The sequence below is a fragment of the Zobellia uliginosa genome (assembly GCF_900156625.1).
In the GTDB taxonomy this organism is placed as follows: domain Bacteria; phylum Bacteroidota; class Bacteroidia; order Flavobacteriales; family Flavobacteriaceae; genus Zobellia; species Zobellia uliginosa.
The window spans coordinates 233,283-259,414 of the sequence record NZ_FTOB01000002.1; the positions used below are offsets into that span (position 1 = coordinate 233,283).

The 26,132-nt window shown below is 44.6% G+C and carries 12 protein-coding genes; 8 read left to right on the top strand and 4 right to left on the bottom strand.

Going from position 1 to position 26,132, the window contains the following annotated elements:
* Nucleotides 1–9 precede the first annotated feature (9 nt).
* Nucleotides 10–2,307 carry a TonB-dependent receptor gene (locus tag BW980_RS05815; protein ID WP_076454014.1) on the bottom strand — a complete coding sequence of 766 codons (2,298 nt, stop codon included), beginning with the start codon at nt 2,305–2,307 and terminating at the stop codon, nt 10–12.
* Nucleotides 2,308–2,384: 77 nt separating this feature from the next.
* Entirely contained in the window at nt 2,385–2,759 is a 375-nt protein-coding gene (locus tag BW980_RS05820; RefSeq protein WP_076454015.1) for a hypothetical protein, read from the bottom strand.
* A gap of 288 nt (nt 2,760–3,047) precedes the next feature.
* Between BW980_RS05820 and BW980_RS05825 the strand changes: the two genes are divergently transcribed.
* Entirely contained in the window at nt 3,048–7,220 is a 4,173-nt protein-coding gene (locus BW980_RS05825) for a hybrid sensor histidine kinase/response regulator transcription factor (RefSeq protein ID WP_076454016.1), read from the top strand.
* Between the two features lie 117 nt (nt 7,221–7,337).
* Here BW980_RS05825 and BW980_RS05830 read toward each other — a convergent pair whose 3' ends face one another.
* Entirely contained in the window at nt 7,338–9,239 is a 1,902-nt protein-coding gene (locus tag BW980_RS05830; protein ID WP_076454017.1) for a RagB/SusD family nutrient uptake outer membrane protein, read from the bottom strand.
* Between the two features lie 21 nt (nt 9,240–9,260).
* A complete protein-coding gene (locus BW980_RS05835; RefSeq protein ID WP_076454018.1) occupies nt 9,261–12,575 on the bottom strand; it encodes a SusC/RagA family TonB-linked outer membrane protein in 3,315 nt (1,104 codons plus the stop codon).
* 757 nt (nt 12,576–13,332) lie between these two features.
* Here BW980_RS05835 and BW980_RS05840 point away from each other — a divergent pair.
* The 7 genes from BW980_RS05840 to BW980_RS05870 all read left to right on the top strand — a co-directional run bounded on the left by BW980_RS05840 (nt 13,333) and on the right by BW980_RS05870 (nt 26,130).
* Nucleotides 13,333–14,526 carry a glycoside hydrolase family 88 protein gene (locus BW980_RS05840; RefSeq protein WP_076454019.1) on the top strand — a complete coding sequence of 398 codons (1,194 nt, stop codon included), beginning with the start codon at nt 13,333–13,335 and terminating at the stop codon, nt 14,524–14,526.
* Nucleotides 14,527–14,639: 113 nt separating this feature from the next.
* Nucleotides 14,640–15,518: an alpha/beta hydrolase gene (locus BW980_RS05845; RefSeq protein WP_245799970.1), complete on the top strand. Its 879-nt coding sequence runs from the start codon at nt 14,640–14,642 to the stop codon at nt 15,516–15,518.
* A 4-nt stretch (nt 15,519–15,522) separates the two neighbouring features.
* Nucleotides 15,523–17,001 (top strand): sulfatase-like hydrolase/transferase, encoded by a 1,479-nt coding sequence (locus BW980_RS05850; RefSeq protein ID WP_076454020.1) that lies wholly within the window; start codon nt 15,523–15,525, stop codon nt 16,999–17,001.
* An 89-nt stretch (nt 17,002–17,090) separates the two neighbouring features.
* Complete coding sequence (locus BW980_RS05855; RefSeq protein WP_245799972.1) at nt 17,091–18,608, top strand: sulfatase family protein; 1,518 nt, start codon at nt 17,091–17,093, stop codon at nt 18,606–18,608.
* Nucleotides 18,609–18,670: 62 nt separating this feature from the next.
* A complete protein-coding gene (locus tag BW980_RS05860) occupies nt 18,671–21,472 on the top strand; it encodes a heparinase II/III domain-containing protein (protein WP_217694787.1) in 2,802 nt (933 codons plus the stop codon).
* A 79-nt stretch (nt 21,473–21,551) separates the two neighbouring features.
* Nucleotides 21,552–23,537: an alpha-L-fucosidase gene (locus BW980_RS05865; protein WP_076454021.1), complete on the top strand. Its 1,986-nt coding sequence runs from the start codon at nt 21,552–21,554 to the stop codon at nt 23,535–23,537.
* A gap of 286 nt (nt 23,538–23,823) precedes the next feature.
* Nucleotides 23,824–26,130, top strand: coding sequence for a heparinase II/III domain-containing protein (locus tag BW980_RS05870; protein WP_076454022.1), 2,307 nt, complete (start codon nt 23,824–23,826; stop codon nt 26,128–26,130).
* Nucleotides 26,131–26,132 lie beyond the last annotated feature (2 nt).

Here is a 26,132-nt window from a genome sequence, read left to right on the forward strand (position 1 = left end):
GGATTTCGCTTAAAATTTGTACTGCACAAAGGCCGATAGGTTTCTCCCAGGGTCATTGATGGGTACACTGCCAAAATCCGCCTGGTTGTTAAAGGCGAAGTTCAAGTGGTTGTGGTAGGTGGTATCGAAAACATTTAAGGCGGCGACCCCAATGGTTATATTTTTAAAGGGAATGACCCCAAGGCGGATATCCAGGATATTGTAGCCATCCGTTTCGGTTTCCCCAAAGGACGAAGCAATGTTGTCTTGTTTTGAGGTTAAGGTATAATTGGCCTTGGCCCAGAATTTTTCCTTCTCAAAGCCGAGTTTGAAGCGAGTGGTCAAAGGCGGTACCAAGGGAAGGGATTCGCCCAGGTCTTTGTTCTTGGCATAGACATAGGACAGCTCGGTAGTAAAATTGAAATCAGTTAGAAAGTCAATACCGGCGTTCAGTTCGAACCCGGTTTTATAGGCATCGTTTAAATTCCGAAAGACCTTGACGCTTGTGGGTTCTTGCATGGGCATAAACTTCCGGCTTTGGCTGGGGTCGATAAGGGCTACAATGTAGTTTTCATAGAAGGAATAGTAGAAGGAGCTACCGTAGGTGAATTGATCCCATCCCTTGCCTTCCAAAGGAATTTTTCCTTTAAAACCGACTTCAAATTGATTGTTGACCTCCGCATCGAGATTGGGGTTGCCCACGTATTCATAGGCGTCTTGTCCCACACTGAAGTGGTTGATAAATCGTTCGACCATATTGGCGGAACGTACCCCTCTTCCGTAGGCCACTTCCATTAAAAACTGACTTGAAAGGGCGTATTTTACAGATGCCGTACCGCTGATGTTGTGTTCGCTGCGTTGGTCCAGGTCGGTGTACAGCGCGGCAAAATCGGCTTCGGGATCTTTGGTTTCCGATACGACCCCGTCATAGCGCAAACCTGCGGTTACAATGGTCTTAGGGCCCATGGCGTATTTCCCTTCTAGGAATACCCCAAAATCGTTGATATAGGAATCTTGCCAAACCTTATCGGTAAATTCCATGGGCGTGGCCAAGGGGCCCATAGCATTTCGTTTTACCAATCTGGTACGTTGGCCGTCCCTGGCAATATGGAGCAAGTCGACCCCGGTGAAGAGGTTCAGGTTTTCCATAGGTTTGAGTTCCAATTCTACCTTTCCCCCGGCGGTAACCGCATCTACGGCGGAAACGGCATCGACCATCATAAAAGTGGGGCGTTGGGCATTGGTCATCAAGTGGTCGACATAGCTGTAATAGGCCTTGGCGTCCAATGCCTTGATAAGGCCGTTGCGGCCGTTCAGGGTATAATCCAAGGAAAAGACGGAGCTATTGTCCTTTTCCGTATCCATGGGGAGTCCGGCATGCAACACGTCCCTTCCGTACGATTGCCGCCAATGGGCCTGTAGGCGTTGGTTTTCGGTAAAGTTATAGCCGAGGCGTAGGCCGTAATCCAAGCTGCGGAAAGAGGAGGGAATCTCAACGCCGTCGCCGTCCTCATAGTTGCCAAAATCCCTAAAGCCAAGGTTTCCTACTACGTCGTACTTTTCCGTGGCCTGTTGTACGCGGGCCATAGAGACCAATGAATTGCCATTACTTTCATAGCCCCCTTGAACACTTCCGCTCAGGCCATAGTCATCGACCCCGGGTTTTTGGGTGACCAAATTTACGATACCACCAAAGGTGGCACCATAGCGAACGGTATAAGGGCCCTTAATGATCTCAATTTTTTCTATCTCTTCGGGAATGACGTGGGTGGTAATGGGATCCATGCGGTTGGGACAGGCGTGCATGGCCTTGGTGCCGCCGTCAAACTGTACGTTGAGCTGTTCGTACTGCGAAGCCCTGAACGAAGGGTCGATGGCATAATTGCCCCGTTTGATGAGGGAAAAGCCGTTGAGGTCGTTAAAGAGGTCAGCCACATTTCTGGGCTGTACTATTTTCTTGACATAGTCGTTGGTAACTACCGCAAATACAGGGTCGATCTTGGCGTTCCCGGTTACCATTACCCCATTTACCTCAATGGGCGCCTCTTGCAAGAGGAATCGGGTGGTGGTTTCAGACGGCCTAATAAACTGTTCTATGGGCCTGTAACCCATATAGGAAATGGTGAGGGTCGTTCCTTCTTCGGGAATGGAAAGTTGAAAATTTCCAACCGCATCGGTGTAGGTAGCCTTGCCGTGCCGTGGTATGACGTGTGCTTCTGGGAGGGGACTGTTATTTTGGCTATCCCATACCGTTCCGCTGAAATTTTGGGCCATGCTGAACTGCCCAATGGAAAACAATAGGGATACCAATAGATATTTAAAATCCATAGTTTAATGCTTTAAAATGATGTATAATGATGTTTTCGGAAGCCTTGAAGCCTCCGGAATAGGAGTGGGGTATCACTTTAGACCCTAGGCGGATGCTTGATGCGGTCCGTCAAACGAAAACGGTAGTTATCGGTATAGGCCACATCAAAGGAATGAGTAAGCGGGGTAAAGGGGAATTGGATCTCGGAAACAGTATGTAGAAAGAGTACCGTTTCGATTTTTAGGAAATCGAGGTTGATGCCATCGTTTTTGTCGTTTTCGCTGGCGATCATTTGGGAGAGTGCACATTTTCCATCGCAGTGCAATTCCGGTTTATTCTTGTTTTCGCAAAGGGTTTCGATAAAATTTTCGGTGAACAGGGTATAGTAGCCTATGGTCCCTAGAATCTTTAAGCTACCCGTCAGGGTTATGGCCAAGAATAGAAGCGATATGACAAGTTGAGATGGTTTCACTTGACAAAAGTAGGGGCAAGTTTTGGTTTGGAAAGTGACAAAAGTCACCTTCTGGCGCTATTTTTGAAAAAAATAGGATAAAAGAGTCCGATTTTAGGAAAAACACCATGAAGTTGTGGATAAGGCTTGGGTTTGGGCTTCCCGACTTCTTCTTGTCAAATACAACCATTTTATTGCCAAATACTAAAAATTAATGGCGATTTTACTGTGGTGCTAGCACATCTTTTCGTAGATTTTGTCGGTTAACTAGAGAGGCCGTTTGCGGACCTATTAAAGTAAAATTCATAGATGCCTATCACCAAACATATTTGTCTTTTCCTTTTCCTTATCTCCTTTACATTAGAGGCACAGTTCAATACCCTCAAATTCGAAAATTTTGAGACCCCTGAAGGCCTATCCAGTAGTACCTGTTCCGAAATATTTCAAGATAGGGAGGGCTTCCTCTGGTTTGGTACGATTGACGGACTCAATAGATACAATGGCTACGAATTTGAAATCTTTAGGTCGGTGCTAAACGATACGACCTCTATCAGTAACAATAGAATAAATACCATTACCGAAGATAAGTACGGAAAACTATGGGTGGGTACCAATAATGGCCTGAATGTTTATGATAAGGAAACCGGTAAGTTTACCCTTATCGACCTTTATGGACCATTGTCTTTGTCGACCAGTCCGAGAAAGATCATAAACGATGTTGAGTACGATGAGGTAGGCAATGCCATTTGGGTGGCTACGGAAAATGGCGTGGTTAAAATAGACCTGACCGATGCCGATAACCTGCACCACGAAAAATTCTCATACTATTTAAACGACGCCACTAATGATAGGTCCATAGACTCCAATGGTGTTAATGCCATTGTAATGGGAAGGGAAGGCGAGTTGTGGATTACGACCGATGGCCAATACCTCAACAAGTACAACCGGTCTAAAGACGATTTTGACAAGGTCTTTATCGATAGCGGAAACCCGTATGAGCTCAACCATATTCCTAAAAGGGTGTTCATTGACGACGATGGGGATTTCCTGATAGGGAACGATATGTCGGATATGATATTTTGGATTCGAGAGAAAAATGAATTCCAACACCTTTCCTTGGCCGATTCCCATATTCCCGTAAGCAATATTTACCAAGATGATAAAGGTGTTTTCTGGTTGTCAACCGACGGCCATGGCATCTTTCTTTACAACAAGAAGAAGAAGGCCATAACCCAGCAGATAACGAACAACCTCTTTGACCCCTTCTCCTTGGCCAATGATAAGCCGTCTATTATATATGAAGACCGTGATGGCATTTTGTGGATCGGGAGTTATGATAAAGGGGTGAGCAAATTAGATCCTTCAAAATACTCTTTCGGTCATTATTACTACCAACCCAATGAGGCGAACGGACTAAGTGAGAAAATCGTACAGTCGGTTTTACAAGATTCCAAGGGACGGATATGGCTCGGGGCTTATAATGGGGGACTCGACCTGTTCGATGAAAAAAATGAGTCGTATCGGCATTACGGAAACGTACCGGGCGATGAAGGGTCGCTTTCTTCAACCAAGATTTTGTACACCTTCGAGTCTTCCGATGGCAAAATATGGATCTGTACCCTAGATGGGGGGCTCAATAGTTTTGATCCCGAAAAAGAGATCTTTACGCGCTACGAGCATAATGTGTTCGACCCGAAATCAATAGACCAAAATTCGGTATGGGCAGGCCTTGAAGATTTTGAAAAAAGAATATGGATCGGTCTGCGTACCGAAGGCCTCAACCTGTTGGATCCCAAAACGGGTACGTTTTACAAGTACAAGAATACGGCCCTAAAAGACATTGGGTTGACGAGCAATATTGTCTTGTATTTGTATGTCGATTCCAAAAAACGCTTGTTGATCGGAACAACACTTGGCCTGAACGTAGTAGCGCTCGACAAACTTAAAGAATTTGCACCCGAGGAAATTGATTTTGAAAGGGTCAATGAAGATGGCGTAGAGGGCAATAGGATCAACTACATTACCGAAGACCACAAGGGCCATATTTGGTTGGGCACTGACTCGGGCATCTTTGTCCTTGATGATACCTTGAAACGGATAAAATCGTATTCTTCGCTTGACGGACTCCCCAATAATCTGGTGGTAGGCCTTGAGGAAGACGATAATCACAATTTTTGGATTACCTCTAAAAGTGGACTTTCATTCCTAAATCCTGAAACCGATGAGATTAGAAATTTCAACGTGCACGACGGACTTCAAGGTTCGGAGTTCCAGACCAAGTCGATCGATAAGACCAAAGACGGTAGAATATTGGCAGGAGGGATCAATGGCTTCAATATCTTCCATCCCGAAAATATAAAGCTTCCAGCCGATGTAAAGCTAAATCCACTGATCACGAGTTTTAAGCTCAACAACAAAAAGGTGGTCAAGGGCGATTCCATAAACGGGCGGGTCTTGATCAACAGTGCTTTGGATTCTATAGGGAACATCACGCTCAAATACGATGAAAACTACATCTCTTTTGAATTTGTAGCCCTGTATTTTGAAAATCCGGAACAAGTGCAATACGCGTATAAGATGCACGGGCTTGACGACGATTTTGTCAATATTGGCAATAACAGGGTGGTGAACCATTCCAACCTACAACCCGGTAATTATGTCTTTGAGGTCAAGGCCTCGGTCGACGGCAAATGGGAGAATGCCGGTTCGGCCAAATTGAACATAGAGATCCTACCGCCTTTTTGGAAAACGTGGTGGATGTATCTCATTTATGCCATTGCCGGTGGTCTACTCATTTGGGCCATAATGCACTATTACACCCAAAAGGTGAGGGAAGACCAAAAGCACGAACTGGATCAAATGAAACTACAGTTTTTTGTAAACGTTTCCCATGAGTTCAGAACGCCATTGACCTTAATCTTGAATCCGGTAGACAAAATACTTTCGAGCATTAATGAATCAAGTCCAATGATGAACTCGGCACAGACGATCCAACGTAGCGCCAGAAGGCTATTACATTTGGTGAACCAGCTCTTGGATTACAGGAAGATGGACGTGGGTATGATGCCGCTTCAGCTCGAGAAAGGAAATATCGTTGCGTTCTGCGAAGATATTTTTATGCTTTTTAAAGACCTGGCCGACCAGAAAGACCTGACCTATACTTTTACTTCCGATTCAAAGAATATACAGGCCCATTTTGATTTGGACAAGGTGGAAAAAATCATCACAAACCTCATTTCCAACGCCATTAAGTTTACGCCGCCGGAAGGGACGATCGAGGTTGCTATCAACAAGGTCACCCAAAAGGTAACCACTTATGATTCCATCTTTTTCTCTAGGGAAAAAATGGGCGATTATGTAGAGATCGTGGTCAAGGATAGTGGTACCGGGCTTGACAAGGTGCAATTGAAGAATATTTTTTCAAGGTTCTACAATCTCGATCCCTCCAAGACCGGAACCGGTATCGGACTGAACTTTAGCAAGGCCCTGGTCGAAATGCACGGCGGTGATATTTCGGTGGAAAGCCAGGCGAAAAAAGGAAGTAAATTCAAGGTGCGTTTACCGTTGAACCTCGACAAGGAAGCCATGGAAACGGAAAATATCAAGAATGAATTCCGGATCAATTCCATGAAGGCCGTAGAATACGAAATGCTAACGACCAATGAATTGGTGGCTGCCAAAGATTTTGGCGAACAGCCCGACGATAAAGACCGCCCAAGGGTACTAGTGGTTGAAGACAACAAAGAGCTGCGTACCCATTTGGTCAACGACCTAAGGGAGTTCTATCAGGTAAAACAGGCCGCTAATGGGGAAAAGGGACTCAAAATGGCCAAAAAGCATTTTCCCGATATTATTATAAGCGATGTAATGATGCCCGTTATGGATGGCTTCGAGCTCTGTAAGAACATCAAGAACGAGTTCGAAACCTGTCATATTCCCGTATTGTTGTTGACGGCCAAGAGCTTGGATGACGATAGGATAGAAGGCTATCACAGTGGTGCCGACGGTTATTTATCGAAGCCTTTTGTAACGCGGGTACTCATTGCCCGGATCAATAATCTCTTGGAAACCAAGAAAAGGCTCCGGCAACGATTTTCTGAAGTGGGCGGTATATTTCCGGCAAGCGAGGTTACGACCAATAGTATGGACGAAGTGTTTTTGGACAAGGTGACCAAAACCATTTTAGACAACGTAGGGGATATGGACTTTAAGCAGGAAGACCTTCTCAAGGAATTGGGCATAGGCCGTTCACAACTCTATCGAAAGATAAATTCCCTTACGGGGAAAAACCCCAGCCACTACATGCGTACGGTACGCTTGAGGTATGCTTCCGAACTATTGAAGGAGAACAAGTATTCCATAAAGGAGGTCTCTTATATGACCGGTTTCAATTCCACTGCATATTTCAGTAAAACGTTTCGGGAACTATTCGGTGTTACCCCAACGGAATTTATGGAGCAAAAGGAAGCTCCAAAAGAATAAGCCATCTAGGCTCGGGCATTAAAACAAAAAAAGCAGCTGTACGGAAAATACAGCTGCTTTACTCAATAACTCAAAACTGAACAAATAATACTTCTGCCGAACTCGCAGAAAATAATATTACCACCCTGGGTTTTGTACTAGTGCGGGGTTAAGTTCTATCTGATCCGTTGGTATGGGATCCACATAATTCTTCAGGGTCCAATTTCGGTTACCGGAAGGATCAAGGATCAAGGCTCCGGGTTTTGTGGTGGCTATACCTGAATAGGTAGATACACTTTGTTCCGACTGGGTTAACCCGTAAGGGAATGCCCCGGCTACGTAGATAGGGTTTCCTGGATCTTTAGGATTTTCGGCCGTTTCGTATTCGGTACCTTCGATATAGGTAAGGCATACGTTTTTGTTTAGGGTTTCTACGGCAACATTCCAGCGCTTAAGGTCGTCAAAGCGGAAGTTTTCCCCATTTAATTCTATGGCGCGTTCTCGGCGTATCTCGCCCAACATGTTCAGGTCGGGGAAAGGGGCAATCAAGGCATTGGTCAATGGGGCCACACCGGAGCGCTCCCTAATTTTGTTGATCGAGATGTCTAGATCACCGTCAGAGATGGTGCCACCGTTGATTTCACAGCTTGCTTCGGCATAGATGAGCATCACTTCGGCCAAACGAATTTGTGGGTAGTTGTACGACTCTTCCTTGGTTTCCCGCAATCTGTACTCCGTGGTAAATTTTCTTCCTTGGTAACCTACGTTTCTGGCACCACCGGGAGAGGTCAGTTGAGGTACGTACCTGTAGTCGTAATTAATACCGCTATCTTCAAAGGCAACGCCGTATTGGGCACCTCCGCCATTGGTATTGGACCCCCAGCCCCAGTACTGCTTCAAGGGTTCGTTTACGAAACTCTTTAAACGGTAGTCCCTATTCTCGAATTCAGAGGCCATATCGTCGTATCCTTCAAAAACATCGGAGTGCTGTACGGGGAGGCCATCGGTACAGAGGTACATGTCCATCAATTTTCTATTCGGACTGACGGGCTTGGCGTGGGTCAGGTTTTGATTGATCTTTCTTAGGGTGAAATCATATACCGTTTGAAAGATGAACTCCTTATTGTCGGCTTTTGAAAGTCCGGCTGGGTTCGAGCCTCCATCTTCTAAGTTGAACAAATAGAAGAGGTGTTCTTCCCCAATGGCATCGCGTTGGTCCCATAGTTCATAGGCACCACTATCCATAACTTCCTTGGCGGCTTGCTTGGCTCCGTTGAACATCTCCGCTATAGAAGGGTAATCGGCAGGTTTGTTTGATCCGGCCCCTTCACTGGTTCCGTCGCCATCGGTGGCAGCACCCACGTATTTTTCCCAAGTAGCTTCGTAAAGAAGAACACGGGCCTTAAAAGATTTGGCGGCTTCTAGGGTAAGTTTCCCTTGCTTGTCATCTGCCAAATCGTTTTGGGAAGGTAGGTCGGCTATGGCCTGGTCAAGGTCTTTCAAGATTTGGCCTACCACTTCATAACGACTGTTTCTAGGGCCGTAAAACTTTGAAATGCTCTCTTCTGAATCTAGGTTGAATGCTTCGGTCGCCAAGGGCACACCCCCAAAGCGTTTTAGTAATAGAAAGTGGTGCCAAGCCCTAAAGAAATAGGCCGTAGCCACAGATTCGGCTATTTCGGAAAATTCTCCAGGATAGTCGGCCGCCTTCTCTATAAGTTGGTTCGGGGCACGTAGGTAGGAATAATTGTCTTCCCAAATATCATCGCTTGTCGGGGTAATGGAATTTCCTTGACCGTATAGCGGGTCGCCCGAAATGTTTCCCGAAAGGTCGGAAGATTCATCCCCGTAGTCAAAGCCCAATCGGGTGTAGAATAGGTTGGCCGAACTTTCAAACTGATCGGGAGTTTCAAAATAGACCGCCTCACTTAGCGAATCTTGGGGGAGCTGTTCCAAATAATCTTCACATCCTCCTAAAAACACTACCGAGAGCAGTAGCATCAGGTATGATATTCTTGAATTTAATCTAATATTTTTCATTTTATTGATCTTTAGTGGTTGTTAGAATGTTACTTCAAGTCCTAATAATACGGTAGAGGTGTAGGGTACGGTGTTTCCTTGGTTGGCACTGCTGCCCATTTCAGGATCCATACCATCCTTTACGTTCGAAATGACGAAGAGGTCATTACCGGTAACCGATAGTCTCACTCTTTCAAGTCCTGATTTGGCCAATACATCTTGAGGAAGGGAGTAGCCCAAGGTCAACACCTTGGCCCGTAAATACGAAGCTTTGATAACGTTGATGTCGTTAATGTGACCGTAGTTCCAGTTTTTCCTTTGACCATTGTAAAAGCTTGCAGGATTCTCCGCATTAGGGTTGTCTTCTGTCCAAGTAGTACCCAAGAAGGCCGAGTTTTGGTTGGTCCACCAGCTTCTAAAAGGGTAGGCCAATGCGCCTTCACGTACAATATTCTGTTGGGCAACACCTTGAAAGAAGGCACTGAAATCGAAACCTTTGTATTCTAACCCAAGGTTGATACCATAACTCTTATGGGGATTGGCATCCCCAAAATAAACGAGGTCGTCTTCATTGATCACCCCATCTTCGTTCACATCAATACGGTTTACCGTACCGGGCACCAAACGGTCTGCACTTCTATAGTTGGGCAGAACCGTACCGGGTTTCATTTCCAATTGATTTGCGGGGTCTACAAAGCCATATTGGTTGTAGTAGTTTAAAACCTGTTCTTCTGTTTGTAAATAACCATCGGTCTTATACGTATAGATTGCATTAAGGGGCTTCCCTTCAATGATATTGGCACCTGAGCCACTCGATTTGTTTACACCTAATTTGATGGCCGTGGCACCTTCCATACGGGTTACCTCACTTTCGCTGTCCCATGCCATTACGCCAATGTTGTACTTGAGTTCCCCGATTTGGTCTCTCCAATTCAAGGCAATCTCCCAACCATTGGTCTTAAAATCACCACTATTGGTCTTTGGTGCCGAAGCCCCAAGTACTTGAGGGTAGGTGATAGGGATAAGCATATCGTTGTTCTTTCTTGTGAAGTATTCGGCATTACCGCTCAAGCGACTGTTCAGTACCGAAAAATCGACACCGAAGTTAGTCGTGGCCACGCGCTCCCAGGTTCTTTCCGTAGAGGTAAGTGAGGCAATCCTAGCGGTATTGGCCAAAGCGGGGCTAGCACCGAAAATTGTGGTTCCAACGGTGATGTTCGAAATGTAGTCATATGCACCGATACCGGTTACCGAACCTGTTTCACCATATGAAGCTCTCAGTTTTAAGTTGTTGAAAAAGCCATCTTTCATAAATGCCATTTCAGATAAACGTATACCTGCCGAGGCACTGTAGAAATTTTTCCATCTATAATCGGGGTGTAGTCGCGAAGAACCATCCCTACGTCCTAAGACTTCTAAAAGGTAAATGCCGTTATAGTCGTAGTTCAATTTACTGATATACGATACAAGTCCCACGGCATTACTTCCCGAATTAAAGGTGTTTCCGTTGGCATCTTTTGGCGATCCCCCGTTCACTTGGGTGGTAACATCTCCGGTATTGATATCGTCTAGCTCATCGGAAGCCATATTGCTTCGTGACTGAAAGTACTTATAGCTTTGCTCTTCCTCGGCCGTCAAGCCCAAAAGGAAACCAATATTGTGATTCCCGAAAGATTTGTTGTAATTGGCCTGTATGACATGGTTTTGAAACATGATTTCCGTTTCGTAAATCTTGACCCCGGAAGTCAGTAGGGTAGTAGGGGTGTAGCTGATGTTGCCTTCCCAGTCGTACATGGTTACAGAGGTGGTCCTTTCGGTTTTTCTACCGTTTCTAGAACTGAAATTACCGTTGTATTTAAGTGATAATCCGTCTACATACTTATCAAGGTTTAAGGTAACCACACCGCCTAAGCGGAAAATTTCCTCTTTGTTTTTGATACGCCCACCTTCGTCCAATTTGGCCAATAGGTTGTTGGCGCCAAAGATATCGTAGTACTGACCTTGGGGGTTGTACAGAGGAAATAGGTACATATCTTGAACCCCGTGTCCCACACCTTGGGTGGGTTCGTCTACCAATCTATTGTCATATGAGACGGTAAGTTCGGTCTTTACCATATCGCTCATTTGATAGGTAAGGTTGGTTCTGAAGTTGTATTTTTTGGCCCCATCATATACAAAGGAAATGGGCGAACGCTCGTTGGCATAACCGATCGAACTTCTATAGGTCGCATTTTCACTACCCCCGGAAACCGAAAGGTCATGACGTTGGGAAAGGGTAGAGCCGTAAACCGCATCGAATTGGTTGACATCTTCAAACCGATGTTCTTTGGTCAACCAGAAATACGAATCAGGGGCCATGGGCATGGTGCCATCAACGATAGAGACCAATTCGTCCCTTGTAAAAAAGCGATAGTTGGGAGCCGCTTGTTGTGTGATACCATCGGTATCTACGTAGCTGATCCCATCGTTGTCACCTGCCCGTAGCCATAATTGGGCCCATTCCTGTAGGTTGGCGGTGGGAAAATCGTGGGGAATGTTCATTTGGGTCTCCCCTTTGTAATTCACTTTCATTTTACCTTGTTTCCCTTTTTTCGTGGTAACCAAAATAACCCCACCGGCAGCTTTGGTACCATAAATAGCGGCAGCACCATCCTTTAATACGGAATACGATTCTATATCGTTGGCATTTAAGGTGGCAAGTTGCCATTCGGGTATTTCAAGACCATCTAACAAAATGAGGGGGCCAATGTTGTTTACCGAAATATCGCCCCGTATCTTAATGTTGGTGCCTTCGTTACCTGGTCGTGAAGAGGTACGGGTAACGACAACCCCCGGTACTTCACCTTGCAATGCCAAGGCCGCGTTGGAGGTTCCTTTACCTTTCATGATATCGTCACCTTTTACTTGGGTCACCGAACCGGTAAGCGTCGCTTTTTTCTGCGTACCGAAACCTACGACCACGACCTCATCAAGGGCACTGACATCCATGTCGAGTGCGATGTTGATCGTCGTGTTGTTTCCTACCCTTACTTCTTGTTTTGCGAACCCGATAGAAGAGAATACGAGTACGCTGTTGGAAGAAGCGACCTTTATAGAGAAGTTTCCATCAAAATCGGTCGTTGTTCCTGTGGTCGTTCCTTTTATAATAACGTTTGCCCCAGGAATCGGCATACCGTCTTCAGAGGCGGTTACCGTACCTGTAACGGTCAGGTCTTGAACGGCCGTGATATCAAGAGGGCTAATACTGCTTGTCGCTGCATATAAATGCGTAAATGTACCGCTTATCAGAAATCCTATGATTCCTAATAGACCGGCAACGTACTTAAGGTTGGCTCGAAATTTTTTCAAAGTGGTCATAAAAGTGTTATTTAATAGTTTTTGTTGAATTAGTTTTTTGAATTCATATCGTTGAACATGTATCCATAAAAATTGTTAAGCCAATGTTAAAAATAATTGAAGGTAGGGGCGATAAATTATCATTCATTGATGATAAACTATTGTTCATTATCAGTTATGCTGGCCTAAAATTGTGGTCTTCGTAAAAAAGAGGTCCGAAAAAACGAAAATATAAGGCTTGGGTCCATAGAGGATTTTACGAAGGTTCCCATGCCATAATCCCTAGGTCTTTCAGTGTGAAAAATAGACGATTTACAAAGGGAATGTCGTAGGGTGAGTGAGGTAGGGCGTGTTAAAGTGCCGTAAACAGGGCGTTAGGGGAAAGTGAAGGCCTTTCTTGGGCTAGGAAGGAAGAAAATCCCGAGTCCCATAAAATTGAATTTCAGGCAAAAAAAAGATCCCTATTTGAAGGGGCGCAAACCGTCTATTTTTTATAAGGCACTACTTCTTCTGCAAAAGGAAAGAAAAAAACACCCCGAACGGACAAAGAGGAGGCCTACCTGCCCTTGACGGGGGTAAAAGGCTATTATTTTATAGCTTATGAATCATAATTTATGAGTCTTTATCTGCATTCTAGGTAAAATTGTATGGAACAAAAAACCAAGTTAAGACACGGCCATAGTGCAGCGTATTTTATGGGTCGAAGAACCGGTTTTTTGTTTTGAATGAATCAAACAATTTTAATGATATCCTATTAAGGTATCGAAAAACACTTCAGATGAGAGTCAGGCTACAGCTAATTTTATTCGCTTCGTTTTTAATGTTTTCATGTGCTTCACAAAAGAAAGAAACAGTTCAATTTTCTCCGGAAAGAATACTTGATGAAAATGTCAAGAAAATCAAGGACGTACAGAAAACGGTAAAGAGTGTCGACCAATTTCCCAGAAATATTCCTAAAGGACAGACCCAATGGGAAACGGTAGGTGCCCGCGATTGGTGTAGTGGCTTTTGGCCCGGGGTTTTATGGTATGCCTATGAGCAATCTAACGACCCCGAATTAAAGCAGGGGGCCATGAAATCTACGGAGGCCCTAAGGCAAATAGCCTATAGCCCCGCAGAAAACCACGATATCGGTTTCATGTTATATTGTAGCTATGGCAATGGGTATAGACTTACGGGAAACGAAGATTATAAAAACGTATTATTGGCGGCTGCCGATACCTTGGCTACACTTTACAACCCCAAAGTGGGCAGTATCTTGTCATGGCCGATCAAGAAAAGCGAATTTGATCATAATACCATTGTGGATAATATGATGAATTTAGAACTGCTCTTTTGGGCCGCTAAGAATGGCGGTAGTAAAGACCTATACGATCTATCTGAAAGCCATGCGCGCGTCACCATGGATTACCTGGTGAGGGAAGATGGCTCTATGTTCCATTTGGGCTCTTTCGATAGTGAAACCGGAAAGTTCTTAAAAGGAATGACCCACCAAGGCTATGCCGATGACTCTATGTGGGCCAGGGGACAGAGCTGGGGCATTTACGGTTTTGCCATTGCCTATAGGGAGACCGGAAACGAAGATTTTCTTAAGACTTCGATCAAACTCGCCGATCACTTTTTGAAGCGCTTGCCCGAAGATGGCATCCCTTATTGGGATTTTGACGACCCGAAGATCCCTAATTCGCCCAAGGATGCATCTGCGGCGGCGGTTGCGGCCTGTGGTATGTTGGAACTTTCTGAATTGGTAGAGGGTACAGGGCTAAAGCAAAAATACCTTGATGCGGCCGAAGGCCTGTTGGAAAAATTGTCAAGTGACACCTATTTGAGCCGAGATGCCAATCAAGCGCTCTTGTTACATTCTACGGGGCATCACCCTAATAATTCTGAAATTGATATGCCGATCGTATACGCCGATTATTACTATATGGAGGCCTTATTGCGATTGAAGAGGCTAAAGTCTTCCAAATAAAGTAAATCGAATATTTTGGATATAGCCCTACGGGAAATATAAAGATGTGGCCTGAATAGGCATGATATTAAAGAATAGCCATTAAATTTATAGGGAACCTTAAATTTTGGTCCATGAGAATAAAAGATATACAGCTTAAAGCCTTGCCTATTTTGATGCTATGGGTCATAACCATGGGCCAAGGTCAAAATGTAGATACGTCTACTATATCCCTTCCCGATGGAATCATCTATAAAATTGTAGATGGCGATACTTTGAAAATGCATTTACTCTACCCGCAAAAAATAAAGGCCAAAAAAGAATACCCCGCCATAGTATTCTTCTTTGGAGGGGGATGGAATGGCGGTACCATTACGCAATTTGAAGACCAGGCCAAATACTTTGCCTCTAGGGGGATGATCGGGGTTTTGGTCGATTATCGCGTAAAATCAAGGCATGGTACTACACCCTTTGAAGCGGTCAGTGATGCCAAATCGGCTATGAGGTTCGTAAGGGCCAATGCCCATAAATTTCAGATAGACCCGAATAAAATAGTCGCCTCTGGAGGTTCTGCCGGCGGGCATTTGGCCGCCGGCACGGCCACCCTTGACGGATTGGACGAAGCTGCCGACGATCTTTCCATAAGTGCAAAACCCAATGCCTTGGTGCTCTACAATCCCGTGATCGACAACGGTCCGGAGGGATTTGAATACAAACGAATGGGAGGGCGGCACATGGAAATCTCCCCAATACACAATATTAAAGCGGGAACCCCGCCTACGATTATTTTTTTAGGAACAAAGGATGCCCTGATACCGGTAGCTACCATAGAAAAATATAAGGCGAAAATGGAGGCGGTAGGAAGCCGTTGCGATATCTTTTTGTACAAAGACCAAACCCATGGATTTTTTAATAAGCCCAGAAGTAATGGCGAGTTTTATGTCAAAACGACCCGCGAGGCCGATATATTTTTGAAATCCATCGGCTACCTAAAAGGAAAACCGAAAATTTAATCCCATGGAAGAGAGACGTATTGGCGCTATAAAAATACTTGTTGCACTCATAGGCTGTGGACTTTTGATTTCCTGTAAATCGACCAAAGAAGAGGGTGCCGCTAAGAAATTGGAACAGCCGAATATCATTGTACTCTTATGCGATGACCTAGGGTATGGCGACCTCTCTTCCTTCGGACATCCCTTTATAGAAACCCCTAATTTAGACGCATTGGCGGAGTCAGGTATCAAACTGACCAGCTTTTATTCGACCGCTCCCGTTTGCTCGCCTTCGAGAATCGGACTTTTAACGGGGAGAAGTCCCAATAGGGCCGGGTTGTACGATTTTATTGTTGGGGGAAATACCCCAAGGGAAGACCTGAAGGATGTAGTGCACTTAAGGGCCGAAGAGGAAACCATACCGGCCTTGCTCAAAGAGGTCGGATACAGTACCTGTTTGGTGGGGAAATGGCACGGTAGCTCACTGTTTAACTCTGAAAAACAACCACAACCGGACCACTTCGGTTTTGAACATTGGTTCGCGACCCATAACAATGCCTCACCGACACATAAAAACCCTAAGAATTTTGTACGTAATGGCTCCAAGGTTGGCCCCTTAGAGGGCTTTAGTAGCCAACTGATCGTAGGTGAGGCCATAGATTGGCTCAATAAGAAGAAGAGTGATGATCCGTTCTTTCTTGAAGTAGCTTTTCATGAGCCACATGAGCCCATAGCTTCCCCTGAAACTCTGGTCAAGAAATATCTGGAGTTTACCGATATTAAGGAGGAAGCCGAGTTTTTTGCCAATGTTGAAAATGTAGATATTGCCGTGGGGCGTTTAATGGCCTACTTAAAAGAAAGGGGCTTTGATAAAAATACCTTGGTCGTTTTTACTTCGGATAATGGGCCTGAGACCTTAAATAGGCATCCCAAGGCCAAACGTTCTTTTGGTTCCCCAGGCGATTTAAAAGGGATGAAGTTATGGACCAACGAAGCGGGTTTTAGGGTACCTTGTATCATCAACTGGTTAGGAAAGGATACGTATAACGGTACTACGGATACGGTCATATCCGCCTTGGATTTCTTGCCTACTTTTTCTGAATTGGCGGGCGCAAGCTTACCTCAAAAGGAATTGGATGGACAATCGATCGCCTCCTTTCTAAAAACGGGTACTATCGAGCGCCAAAAACCACTGGTGTGGAGTTTTTACAATGCCCTTAACGAACATGTGGTGGCCATGCGTAAGGACGATTGGAAAATAATGGCCCGACTCAAAACGGAAGAGGGCTACCTGCCAAAGATTCTTAACATTCATAGGGGAAATGAGGCATTGGTAAAAAAGGCGAAGCTCTCAGATTTTGTCCTATACCATATAAAGGAAGATATTGGGGAAAGTCAAGAGGTGTCGAAAAAACATCCTGAACTTTTTGAACGGATGAAAACGGAACTGGTTCAAGAATACGAAGAGCTCCTCGACGATAGCCATATTTGGGCCCGTAATTAAAGGTACGAAGGCTCTAAATCAATAGAAGGAAAACGGGCGATCGTCCGTATCGGATACATAAAATTAACTGACCGGAAAATAGAGTAGATATGAAAAATAATTTTTTTGTTTTCGCAATTACCATGTTGCTGTTTGCCCCCAATCCTAGTTTCGGATTTCAACAGCCACAAAAGAAAAAAACCAACCTGAACCTAAAGAAATTCAAGGGGCACGGAAAGCGCAATGTCATTTTTATCTTGACCGATGACCACCGCTACGATTTTATGGGCTTTACGGGAAAGGTGCCTTGGTTGAAGACTCCTAATATGGATAAGATGGCGGCGGAAGGTGCACATATGAAAAATGCCTTTGTAACTACGTCTTTATGTTCGCCCAGTAGGGCTAGTATCCTAACGGGAGAATATTCACATGTGCATACCATAGTGGATAATGTGGCGCCCAATCCGGGAAACCTGACCTTCTTCCCTGAATACCTTCAAAAGGCAGGATATCAAACCTCCTTTTTTGGAAAATGGCATATGGGGGACCACAATGATAGTCCGAGACCCGGTTTTGACCATTGGGAAAGTTTTGCGGGGCAGGGAGATTACTACGCGCCCAACCTTAACATCAACGGAAAGAACATACAGTACGATAAAGATACCTATGTGACCGATCTATTGACCGAACACGCAGTCGATTGGTTGGATAAGAGGGATGCCGACAAACCCTTTTTTATGTACCTCTCGCATAAGGCCGTACATGCCATGTTTAAGCCGGCCAAACGCCATGAGGGCATGTATGCGGGTAAAAAAATAGAAAAACCCGACTCTTACACCCAAACCATCGGTAGTGCCTATAAAAAGTTGAATTGGCCGGAATGGGTGAAAAAGCAACGCGATAGCTGGCATGGTGTAGATTATATGTACCACGGTAGGGCCGATGGCACTTTTGATGACTTGGTACAGCGCTATTGCGAAACCTTGATGGGAGTTGATGAAAGCGTGGGGACGGTCATGGATTGGCTAAAGGCCAATAGCCTCGATGAATCTACCATGGTCATTTATATGGGGGATAACGGATTTAGTTGGGGGGAACACGGCCTGATAGACAAGCGCCACTTTTACGAAGAATCGGTTAAGGTGCCTATGTTGGTGCGCTGTCCTGAAATTTTTGAGGGAGGACAGACCATAGAGCGGATGGTTCAAAACGTAGATATAGCTCCTACTATTTTAGAGTGTGCCGGTCTTGAAAAACCCGATTATATGCCGGGCAAGTCTTTTGTTCAATTGCTTAAAGGCGACGAAAACAACTGGCGCGACAAAATATTCTATGAGTATTATTTTGAATACGATTTCCCCATGACGCCGACGGTTTTTGGTGTTCGTACGGATAAGTACAAATACATACGTTACAATGGCATTTGGGATACGAACGAGCTTTACGATATAGAAAACGATCCCAATGAAATCGTCAACCTTATCGATAAACCCGAATTACAGCCCATGATAAAGGAGTTTGCCAATAGCCTCTACGACTGGTTGGAAGATAGTGACGGTATGCAAATCCCTTTAAAAAGGAACGTCTACCACAGAATAGGTGATTACGAACACCCGAATCAGTATTAAGGGGATAAAACCACCGAGGAATCGGTTTAAGGCATAGCATGGGAATGAATCTTAGAAAGGCGATGAAGCAAGTGAAAGGAAAAGAAATGTGGTTTACCATCTGTATGGTATGGGTTTCGGTTATGGCCATGGCACAAACTACGGCGCATCCAAGAATTTACGTTACCGATCAAGAAAGAGCGGTTTTTGTAAAATCTTTGGAAAGTGTTGAATGGAAGAAGGAACTGGTCAATGCAAAGAAGGAGCGATTGGCAAAGTATATTTCTTATTGTGAAAAGGATCCCGAATGGTTGGTTTCACGGCTTCAAATGAACTGGAACACCAAACACGATAAGGTCTTTTTAAAAGGCGGTGATTTTTCACATTCCAAAGGAAAGGCTCCCGTTCCCACAGTGAGGTATTCGGGTACACGTGATTGGGCAACGGATTACGAGCGTCCGAAATTGGAAGAGGTGCAACCCTACTTGGACGACCCTCGGGGCCTGTATCTAAGGCATAAGGAAAGCGGAAAAATGGAATGGGTACACCCTTCCCGATCAGGCTTTGCCATCGATAAGATCAACGAACAGATTATGGAACTCGTGGCGGATGCCGCTTTTTTGTACTGGCTTACCGGTGAACAAAAATATGCCGATTTTGCCGCCCCAGTTTTCTTTACCTATATGGAGGGAATGTATTATAGGGATGCGCCCATCGATCTTGAAAAATCGGAACAGGCCAATATTTCAGGCCTCGCCACTTTTGAAGTCATTCACGAAGGTATTGTAGTTTCCTTGGTAACCACCTACGATTTTCTCTACCATTACTTTAAGGCAAATAAAAAAGACCTCGATACTTCGGTGGCCGTATTCCAAAAATGGGGCGACCAGATTATCAAGAAGGGAATTCCCGATAATAACTGGAATCTATTCCAAGCCCGGTTTCTTACCTACATCGGCTTGGTGCTAGAGGGAAATCAAAATTATAAGAACGGAAAGGGACAGGAGTATTTTTTAGACCATACTTTCAATATATCTACGGATCGGCAAATTGCCATCAAGGAAAGCTTGTTGGTTTATGACCAAGAAAATGCCATGTGGCCCGAGTGTGCTTCGTATTCGGTTCATGTAATCACTACCTTTTTACGTATATTCACTTTATTGGACCATGCTACCAATGCCAATGAGTTTGCCAATTTCCCTATTGTTGAAAGGGCGGCCTTGGCTTCTTTTCAGTATTTGTTTCCGAGTGGGTATACCGTTGGCTTTGGCGATTCCCACCATAAAATGCTTCCCCCGGAAAACTTTGAACTTTTGGTGGCCAACTATAGAAAGTACGGTCAAGTGGAAAAGGAGAAATTGATATCGGGACTCCTATCGGAAATGGTAAATGAGGGGGTATATGACCGAAGGGCGAAAGATTTCTTTGAATTGTTTTTCTATACGGATCATTTGATCGAGAACCATTCCAGGGAAGATGTAAACACCGATAAGCTCGTGTCGCCCACTTTTTATGCGCCGAATGTAAGTATGCTCAACCAGCGCATGGGAAAGGGAGAAAATGCGGTAATGGCTTCTATAGTGGGGTCTTTTGGTAACCATGCCCACGCCAATGGCATTTCATTGGAGTTGTATGCGAACAATTACGTTTTGGGTACCGATATGGGGCGCGGACCGAGTTATTGGCATGATGACCATAGGAATTTTTATTCCCGTTTTCCGGCCCATAACACCGTAGTGGTCGATGGTCAATCGGATTATGCGGCAATGCGTACCTATTTTCCTTTTAAGCTGGAGAATGTGTTTCCTAAATCTGGGGAAAGACCTTCCTTTGATAAAGTAACTTTTTCGAACGTATCCTTTGTAGAACCAAAGACGGTTTCCGACCAGCAACGCTTTACGGCGGTAATTGCTTCCAACAGTAAAAAACCATACGTGATCGATGTATTTCGCTCTAAAAAACAAAAGGGAGGAAGGCAGAAGCACGAATATATCTACCATAACCTAGGGCAATCGTTAGAGCTTTTTGACGTAAAAAATAATCCCTTAAAAACAAGGCCTACAGATGAACTGTCTTCTAGTAAAGGGGATTTAAAGGGCTATGATTATTTTACGGATAAGACAAAAACAATCAATTCTGATGATATTCGGGCCATTTTTACCCTAAAAAGCAGTGAAAGTCCCGATAATTTCATGAAACTATGGGTCAAAGGAAGCGAAAACCAAACTTTGTATAAGGTCAATTCGCCAAAATCGAACGCCCTTAGTGAGGGTACCGCTCCTAAAGAGGTTCTTGAAAAACCCATACCGACCTTAATTTTGAAAAGGGACGAAGCGGCTTGGGAGCATCCCTTCGCGGTAATTTTTAATCCGTTTATGGAAGGGGAGGCCAACCCCATAGCAAATGTGTCTTTTTCATCCGTGCCCGAGTATCCGAACACCCAGATTATCGATGTGTTGTTAAACGATAAAATCACTTTGGATCGAACGGTGTTAAATGCCTCGGAAAGCGATGTGGTATCTAAAGACGGTTTTTATCAAAAAGGATTGTTGTCTATTTTACGCTTGACCCACAACGAGGCCGATATCGAGTTTATGTTTTTGTCGGGAATGGAAAAGTTTGAATCGCATGGCTGGGATATCGTTTCATCGGGAAGACCATTTTCCTTTACACTGGAAAAGACTGCAAATGGATATGCCGTAAGCAATGATAAGCCCATAACCATCAACATGCCCCTGCCAAAGGAGGGAAGTCAACCTGAAATACAGTTGTACGAAGACGGTAAGCTCGTAGCGAGCAGAAAGGGAACCACCAATAGGAATAACTCGGGGCAAGTCGTGTTTAAGCTTTCCAAGGGGTATGACAAGGGTTTGATTACGTACTAAATCATGATAGTTAATCAGAACCAAAAGTAACAAGAAGTAAAATTATCAATTAGAACCAAGTAACCTTAAGTACGAGAACATGAAAGTAATAATGAAAGTGGTATTGTTCGCATTTGTTGCGATATTGACTTTGGGAATAGGCCTGGCCCAAGATAAGGAAGTAAAAAAACTGTCCGATGATGAACGTATGGCATGGTGGCGCGATGCCAAATTTGGAATGTTCATCCATTGGGGCGTCTATTCCATTCCCGGAGGGGAAAGAAACGGGGAAATCTGTGGAGGGGGTGCCGAATGGATTATGGACAAGTTAGATTATACCATTGAGGAGTACGAAAATTTACCTCCTGTATTCGACCCCGTTAAGTTCGATGCCGATGAATGGGTTGCCATGGCCAAGGATGCCGGAATGAAGTATATCGTAATCACTTCAAAACACCATGATGGTTTTGGTCTGTGGGACTCTAAGGTGTCGGATTATGATATCATGGATTCGTCACCTTTTAAGCGAGACGTGATCAAGGAATTGTCGGATGCCTGTAAAAAACAGGATATCGTTTTCTGTTTCTATCACTCCATCGTAGACTGGCACCACCCTCAGGCGCAGGGCAATTTATTCCCGAATTACAATGCAGGTCAAAAAGACCAGACCATAGTAAACCCTGAATTTCCCGAATACTTTAAGAATTACCTAAAACCCCAGGTAAAAGAGCTATTGACCAATTACGGCGATATAGGCGTGGTTTGGTTCGATGGGGATTGGATTGCCGATTACACCACCGAAATGGGGAAGGAAATGTATGATTTTATCAGGGGTATCCAACCCAATACCATTATCAACAATAGGGTAGACAAGGGCCGTATGGGAATGGAAGGTATGGACCGCGAAGGGAATTTTGCAGGTGATTTCGGTACGCCCGAACAAGAGATACCGGCTACGGGCATCGATTCCGACTGGGAGTCTTGTATGACCATGAACGGGTCGTGGGGCTATAAACCTTCCGATAAAAACTGGAAAAGCAGTAAAAAGTTGATCCAGAACTTGGTAGATATCGTATCAAAAGGCGGTAATTTTCTTTTGAACATAGGTCCTGACGGACTTGGCCAGTTTCCACCGGAAAGTGTAGAAAGATTAAAGGAAATTGGTGATTGGACCGATGTCAACGGTGAGGCCATTTACGGAAGCAGTGCCAGTCCTTACGACCGTCCTGAATGGGGGCGTTATACTATTAAGGATGATATTCTTTATGCCCATGTTTTTGATTGGCCGGAAGACGGACAATTGGTAATCAATAGGGATATCCAATTACAAAGGGCTTCGTTATTGGCCGACGGTACTAAATTGAAAGCGGGGCTCACCGATAAAGGCTTGACGATCCAGCTTCCGAAAACGGCACCTGCTGCTGCCGTCAGCGTCATTAAAATGACCTTGTTGACTAAGGACGATTGGGCGAATTTCGGAAAATATAGGGCGGCCAACGAGCAATTACAAGCGCCTTCTAAAAAGGAAAATCGCGTAGTTTTTATGGGGAATAGCATTACTGAAGGCTGGGGAAAGCACCATGCCGAATTTTTTACCGAAAACCCCTCGTATATCAATCGCGGTATTAGTGGGCAGACAACTACTCAAATGCTATTGCGTTTCAGGCCTGACGTTATCGATTTAAACCCCAAGGCGGTCGTGATTTTGGCCGGCACCAATGATATTGCCGGTAACCGTGGGCCCATAAGCAACGATATGATCGCAAAGAATATCTTTTCAATGGCAGAGCTCGCCAAGGCCAATGGTATAAAGGTAGTATTGGCCTCGGCATTACCGGCCAACAGCTATTCTTGGAGCCCCTCGATCGCACCCGCGGACCAGATTATCGAACTCAACAAAAGGATCAAGGCCTATGCCGATAAGAACAAGATCGTATACCTCGATTATTACACGCCTATGGTAGATGGAGAAAAAGGTCTGAAAAGCGAGTACGGTAGGGATAGTGTGCATCCGAACCTTGAAGGGTACAAGGTTATGGAACCCTTGGTAAAGGAAGCGATCAAAAAAGCCTTAAAACGAAAATAAGATAAGGGCGGAATGATGTTGGTCTAGGAAAGATACATACGACTTCACGGGGATAATGATGGTTTAAAATACATTCGAACACTGTGGGGTAGAAATAAAAACTTTTTTTGAATCTGAAGCCTTATCGCCCGATATACGGTCAATGGGCTATAATTTATAGAGCCTGAATACTATATTATATTATAAATAGCCAAGAACCGATAACATTGTAATGTGATTGGTGCTTGGTTTTTTTTAGCCGGAATAGGCCGATCATTGAGTTTTGACCAATAGTGAACATGAAACGATGAAAAGAACACTTCTATATATTTTCCTTGCTTTGGTAGTTGTAGGGAGGGCCCAGGAAAGAAACTACCTTCTACATACCGATGCCAATATAAAACAACTGAAAAACCAGATTTCCCGTAACGAAGCGGTTCGTAAGAGTTGGGATACCCAATACAAAAAAGCCGAAAAACTCCTGAAAAAAGGCAAGTTGAAGGCTGCCGATTGCCAATTGTTGGGGCTGGCCTACCGCATGACGGGTAAACCGAAATTTGCCGAAGCCATAAAGGTGATTTTAATCGATTACACAAAAAGGGATACTTGGGAAAGTAAAACGCTTTTGAGTCGCACCCCAAAATGGAAGGGGGGGCTGAAGACCTCCCATACGAGCTTCTATATTGCCATTGGATACGATTGTATTTATAACTATTTGACGGAAAACGAAAGACAGGAAATCGCGGAAGATTTTGTCAAGGTGGGAATAACGCCTCCCCGAGAAGACTGGCTGCTTCCTAATACCGACTTTCATACCTTCGATACCATGGGCCATAACTGGTGGAGTGCCTGTGTGTACATGGCCGGATTTAGTTCCTTGGCGATCAGGAACGAGATTCCCGAAGCCCAAAAATGGGTCGATGAAATTGCGGATACCGCCAAAGAATGGATAGATTACTCCGGTAGCCTACTTCAAAACAAGCCTCCTACTTTTGATAAGGATGGTGGGTTTTACGAAAGTATCAACTATGCTTCCTATGGGGTCTCGCAATATTTATTGTTTCGCTATGCATTTCAATCGGCCTTGCCCGAGGTCAAGCAGGTAGAGCTGCCTATTCTGGATAAAATAGGGGACTTCTTTATACAGACCAGTTATTATGTGAAAGACGATAAGGTCATGTCGGTCAATTTCGGCGATTCGTTTATCAATAAAACGGGTAATAGCTGCGTAACCCTATTATGGCATTTAGGCTATACCGATGATAAATACGCTTGGTATATTGACAAGGTTAGCCAAGGGAGCGACAATGAAGGGATGCAATTGGAAACGCCCAATGGTCTATTGTTGCACCCCGTGCTTCCTAAGTTGGCCGATGATTTCGTTCCCGACTTGCCCACATCACATTTGTATAAGGATATGGGCTGGGCGACCCTTCGCAATTCTTGGGACGATAATGCCACCATGCTTGCGGTAAAGTCCGGTTTCACCTGGAACCATACCCATGCCGATGCGGGGTCTTATATCCTCTTCCACAAAGGAAAGAACTTGATAATCGATTCAGGAAATGCCTCTTATTTGAGTCCCCTTTATACCGAATACTACTGTCAGAGCGAAGCCCATAACGTGGTAATGTTCAATGGCGAAGGGCAAAATCGAAAGGATATATACTTTGGGGTAACAAACCAAGGGTCGCTCCATAATTTGGTGGAAGGCGAGAATTTCAAATACCTTTTGGCCAATGCTACTGGACCGTACTCCCATATATTGTCACGCAATTACAGAAATTTTGTTTGGGTAGGCGATGTTATTTTGGTCATAGACGACCTCTTGGCCCATAAGCCGGGTAAGTTCGAGTGGTTGCTGCACTACAACGGCGAATCAACGCTAAAAGGGGGTATTGATTTGACGATAAAGGAAGATGATGCCAAGGTTTTGGTCCGTCCACTTTATCCAGAGACTTTTCCTCCAGGAGGCGAACGACCTCATGATTTCCCCGAACACATGCTGCTGACGGAAAAAATGGGCTATGAAGACCATCACCCCGAACAGATCAAACCCTATTGGTCCATCAGTCATTTTGAGGAAACGGTGCGGACCAAATTTGTTAGCGCCATCATTTTGGAGGATGAGGAAAATAAAGGGAAGCTCCCTGTTATCGAACGCTTTGAAGGGACGGATTTTTTGGGCGTGTCCATCACCCAAGAAGGCAAGACTACCCAAGTGTATTTGAACTTGTTGGCGGATGGAAGGCTAAAGCATAGGAACAGTGTGATTGATATGAACGGTTGGCAAACAGATGCTTATCTCACTGTTTTGACTTTTAAGGAAGGCGCCGATGTGACCAATATTGAAAATATAGATGAACTTTTCATTGGCCATGGTAGCTACTTGAGAAGGGACGGGAAGGCCTTAATGCATTCCCACTCAAAATACACCGCATTGGTAGAGGATTTTAATTCAGGGAGTTTAAAAGTTGAATTTCAAGGACAGGCCAATACCACGCTCAGCATCCATACGAAGAATGTGGAAACTTCCGTAGACATAGGCCGGAATGTGAAATCCCAAAGTTTCGACGAAAGCCTAAATATGATCCAACTAAAAATCACGGAATAAGG

Coding starts and splice junctions, on each gene's coding strand:
- BW980_RS05815 (WP_076454014.1), bottom strand. CDS start 2,307: ATGGATTTTAAATATCTATTGGTATCCCTATTGTTTTCCATTGGGCAG.
- BW980_RS05825 (WP_076454016.1), top strand. CDS start 3,048: ATGCCTATCACCAAACATATTTGTCTTTTCCTTTTCCTTATCTCCTTT.
- BW980_RS05830 (WP_076454017.1), bottom strand. CDS start 9,239: ATGAAAAATATTAGATTAAATTCAAGAATATCATACCTGATGCTACTG.
- BW980_RS05835 (WP_076454018.1), bottom strand. CDS start 12,575: ATGACCACTTTGAAAAAATTTCGAGCCAACCTTAAGTACGTTGCCGGT.
- BW980_RS05840 (WP_076454019.1), top strand. CDS start 13,333: ATGAGAGTCAGGCTACAGCTAATTTTATTCGCTTCGTTTTTAATGTTT.
- BW980_RS05845 (WP_245799970.1), top strand. CDS start 14,640: ATGAGAATAAAAGATATACAGCTTAAAGCCTTGCCTATTTTGATGCTA.
- BW980_RS05850 (WP_076454020.1), top strand. CDS start 15,523: ATGGAAGAGAGACGTATTGGCGCTATAAAAATACTTGTTGCACTCATA.
- BW980_RS05855 (WP_245799972.1), top strand. CDS start 17,091: ATGAAAAATAATTTTTTTGTTTTCGCAATTACCATGTTGCTGTTTGCC.
- BW980_RS05860 (WP_217694787.1), top strand. CDS start 18,671: ATGAAGCAAGTGAAAGGAAAAGAAATGTGGTTTACCATCTGTATGGTA.
- BW980_RS05865 (WP_076454021.1), top strand. CDS start 21,552: ATGAAAGTAATAATGAAAGTGGTATTGTTCGCATTTGTTGCGATATTG.
- BW980_RS05870 (WP_076454022.1), top strand. CDS start 23,824: ATGAAAAGAACACTTCTATATATTTTCCTTGCTTTGGTAGTTGTAGGG.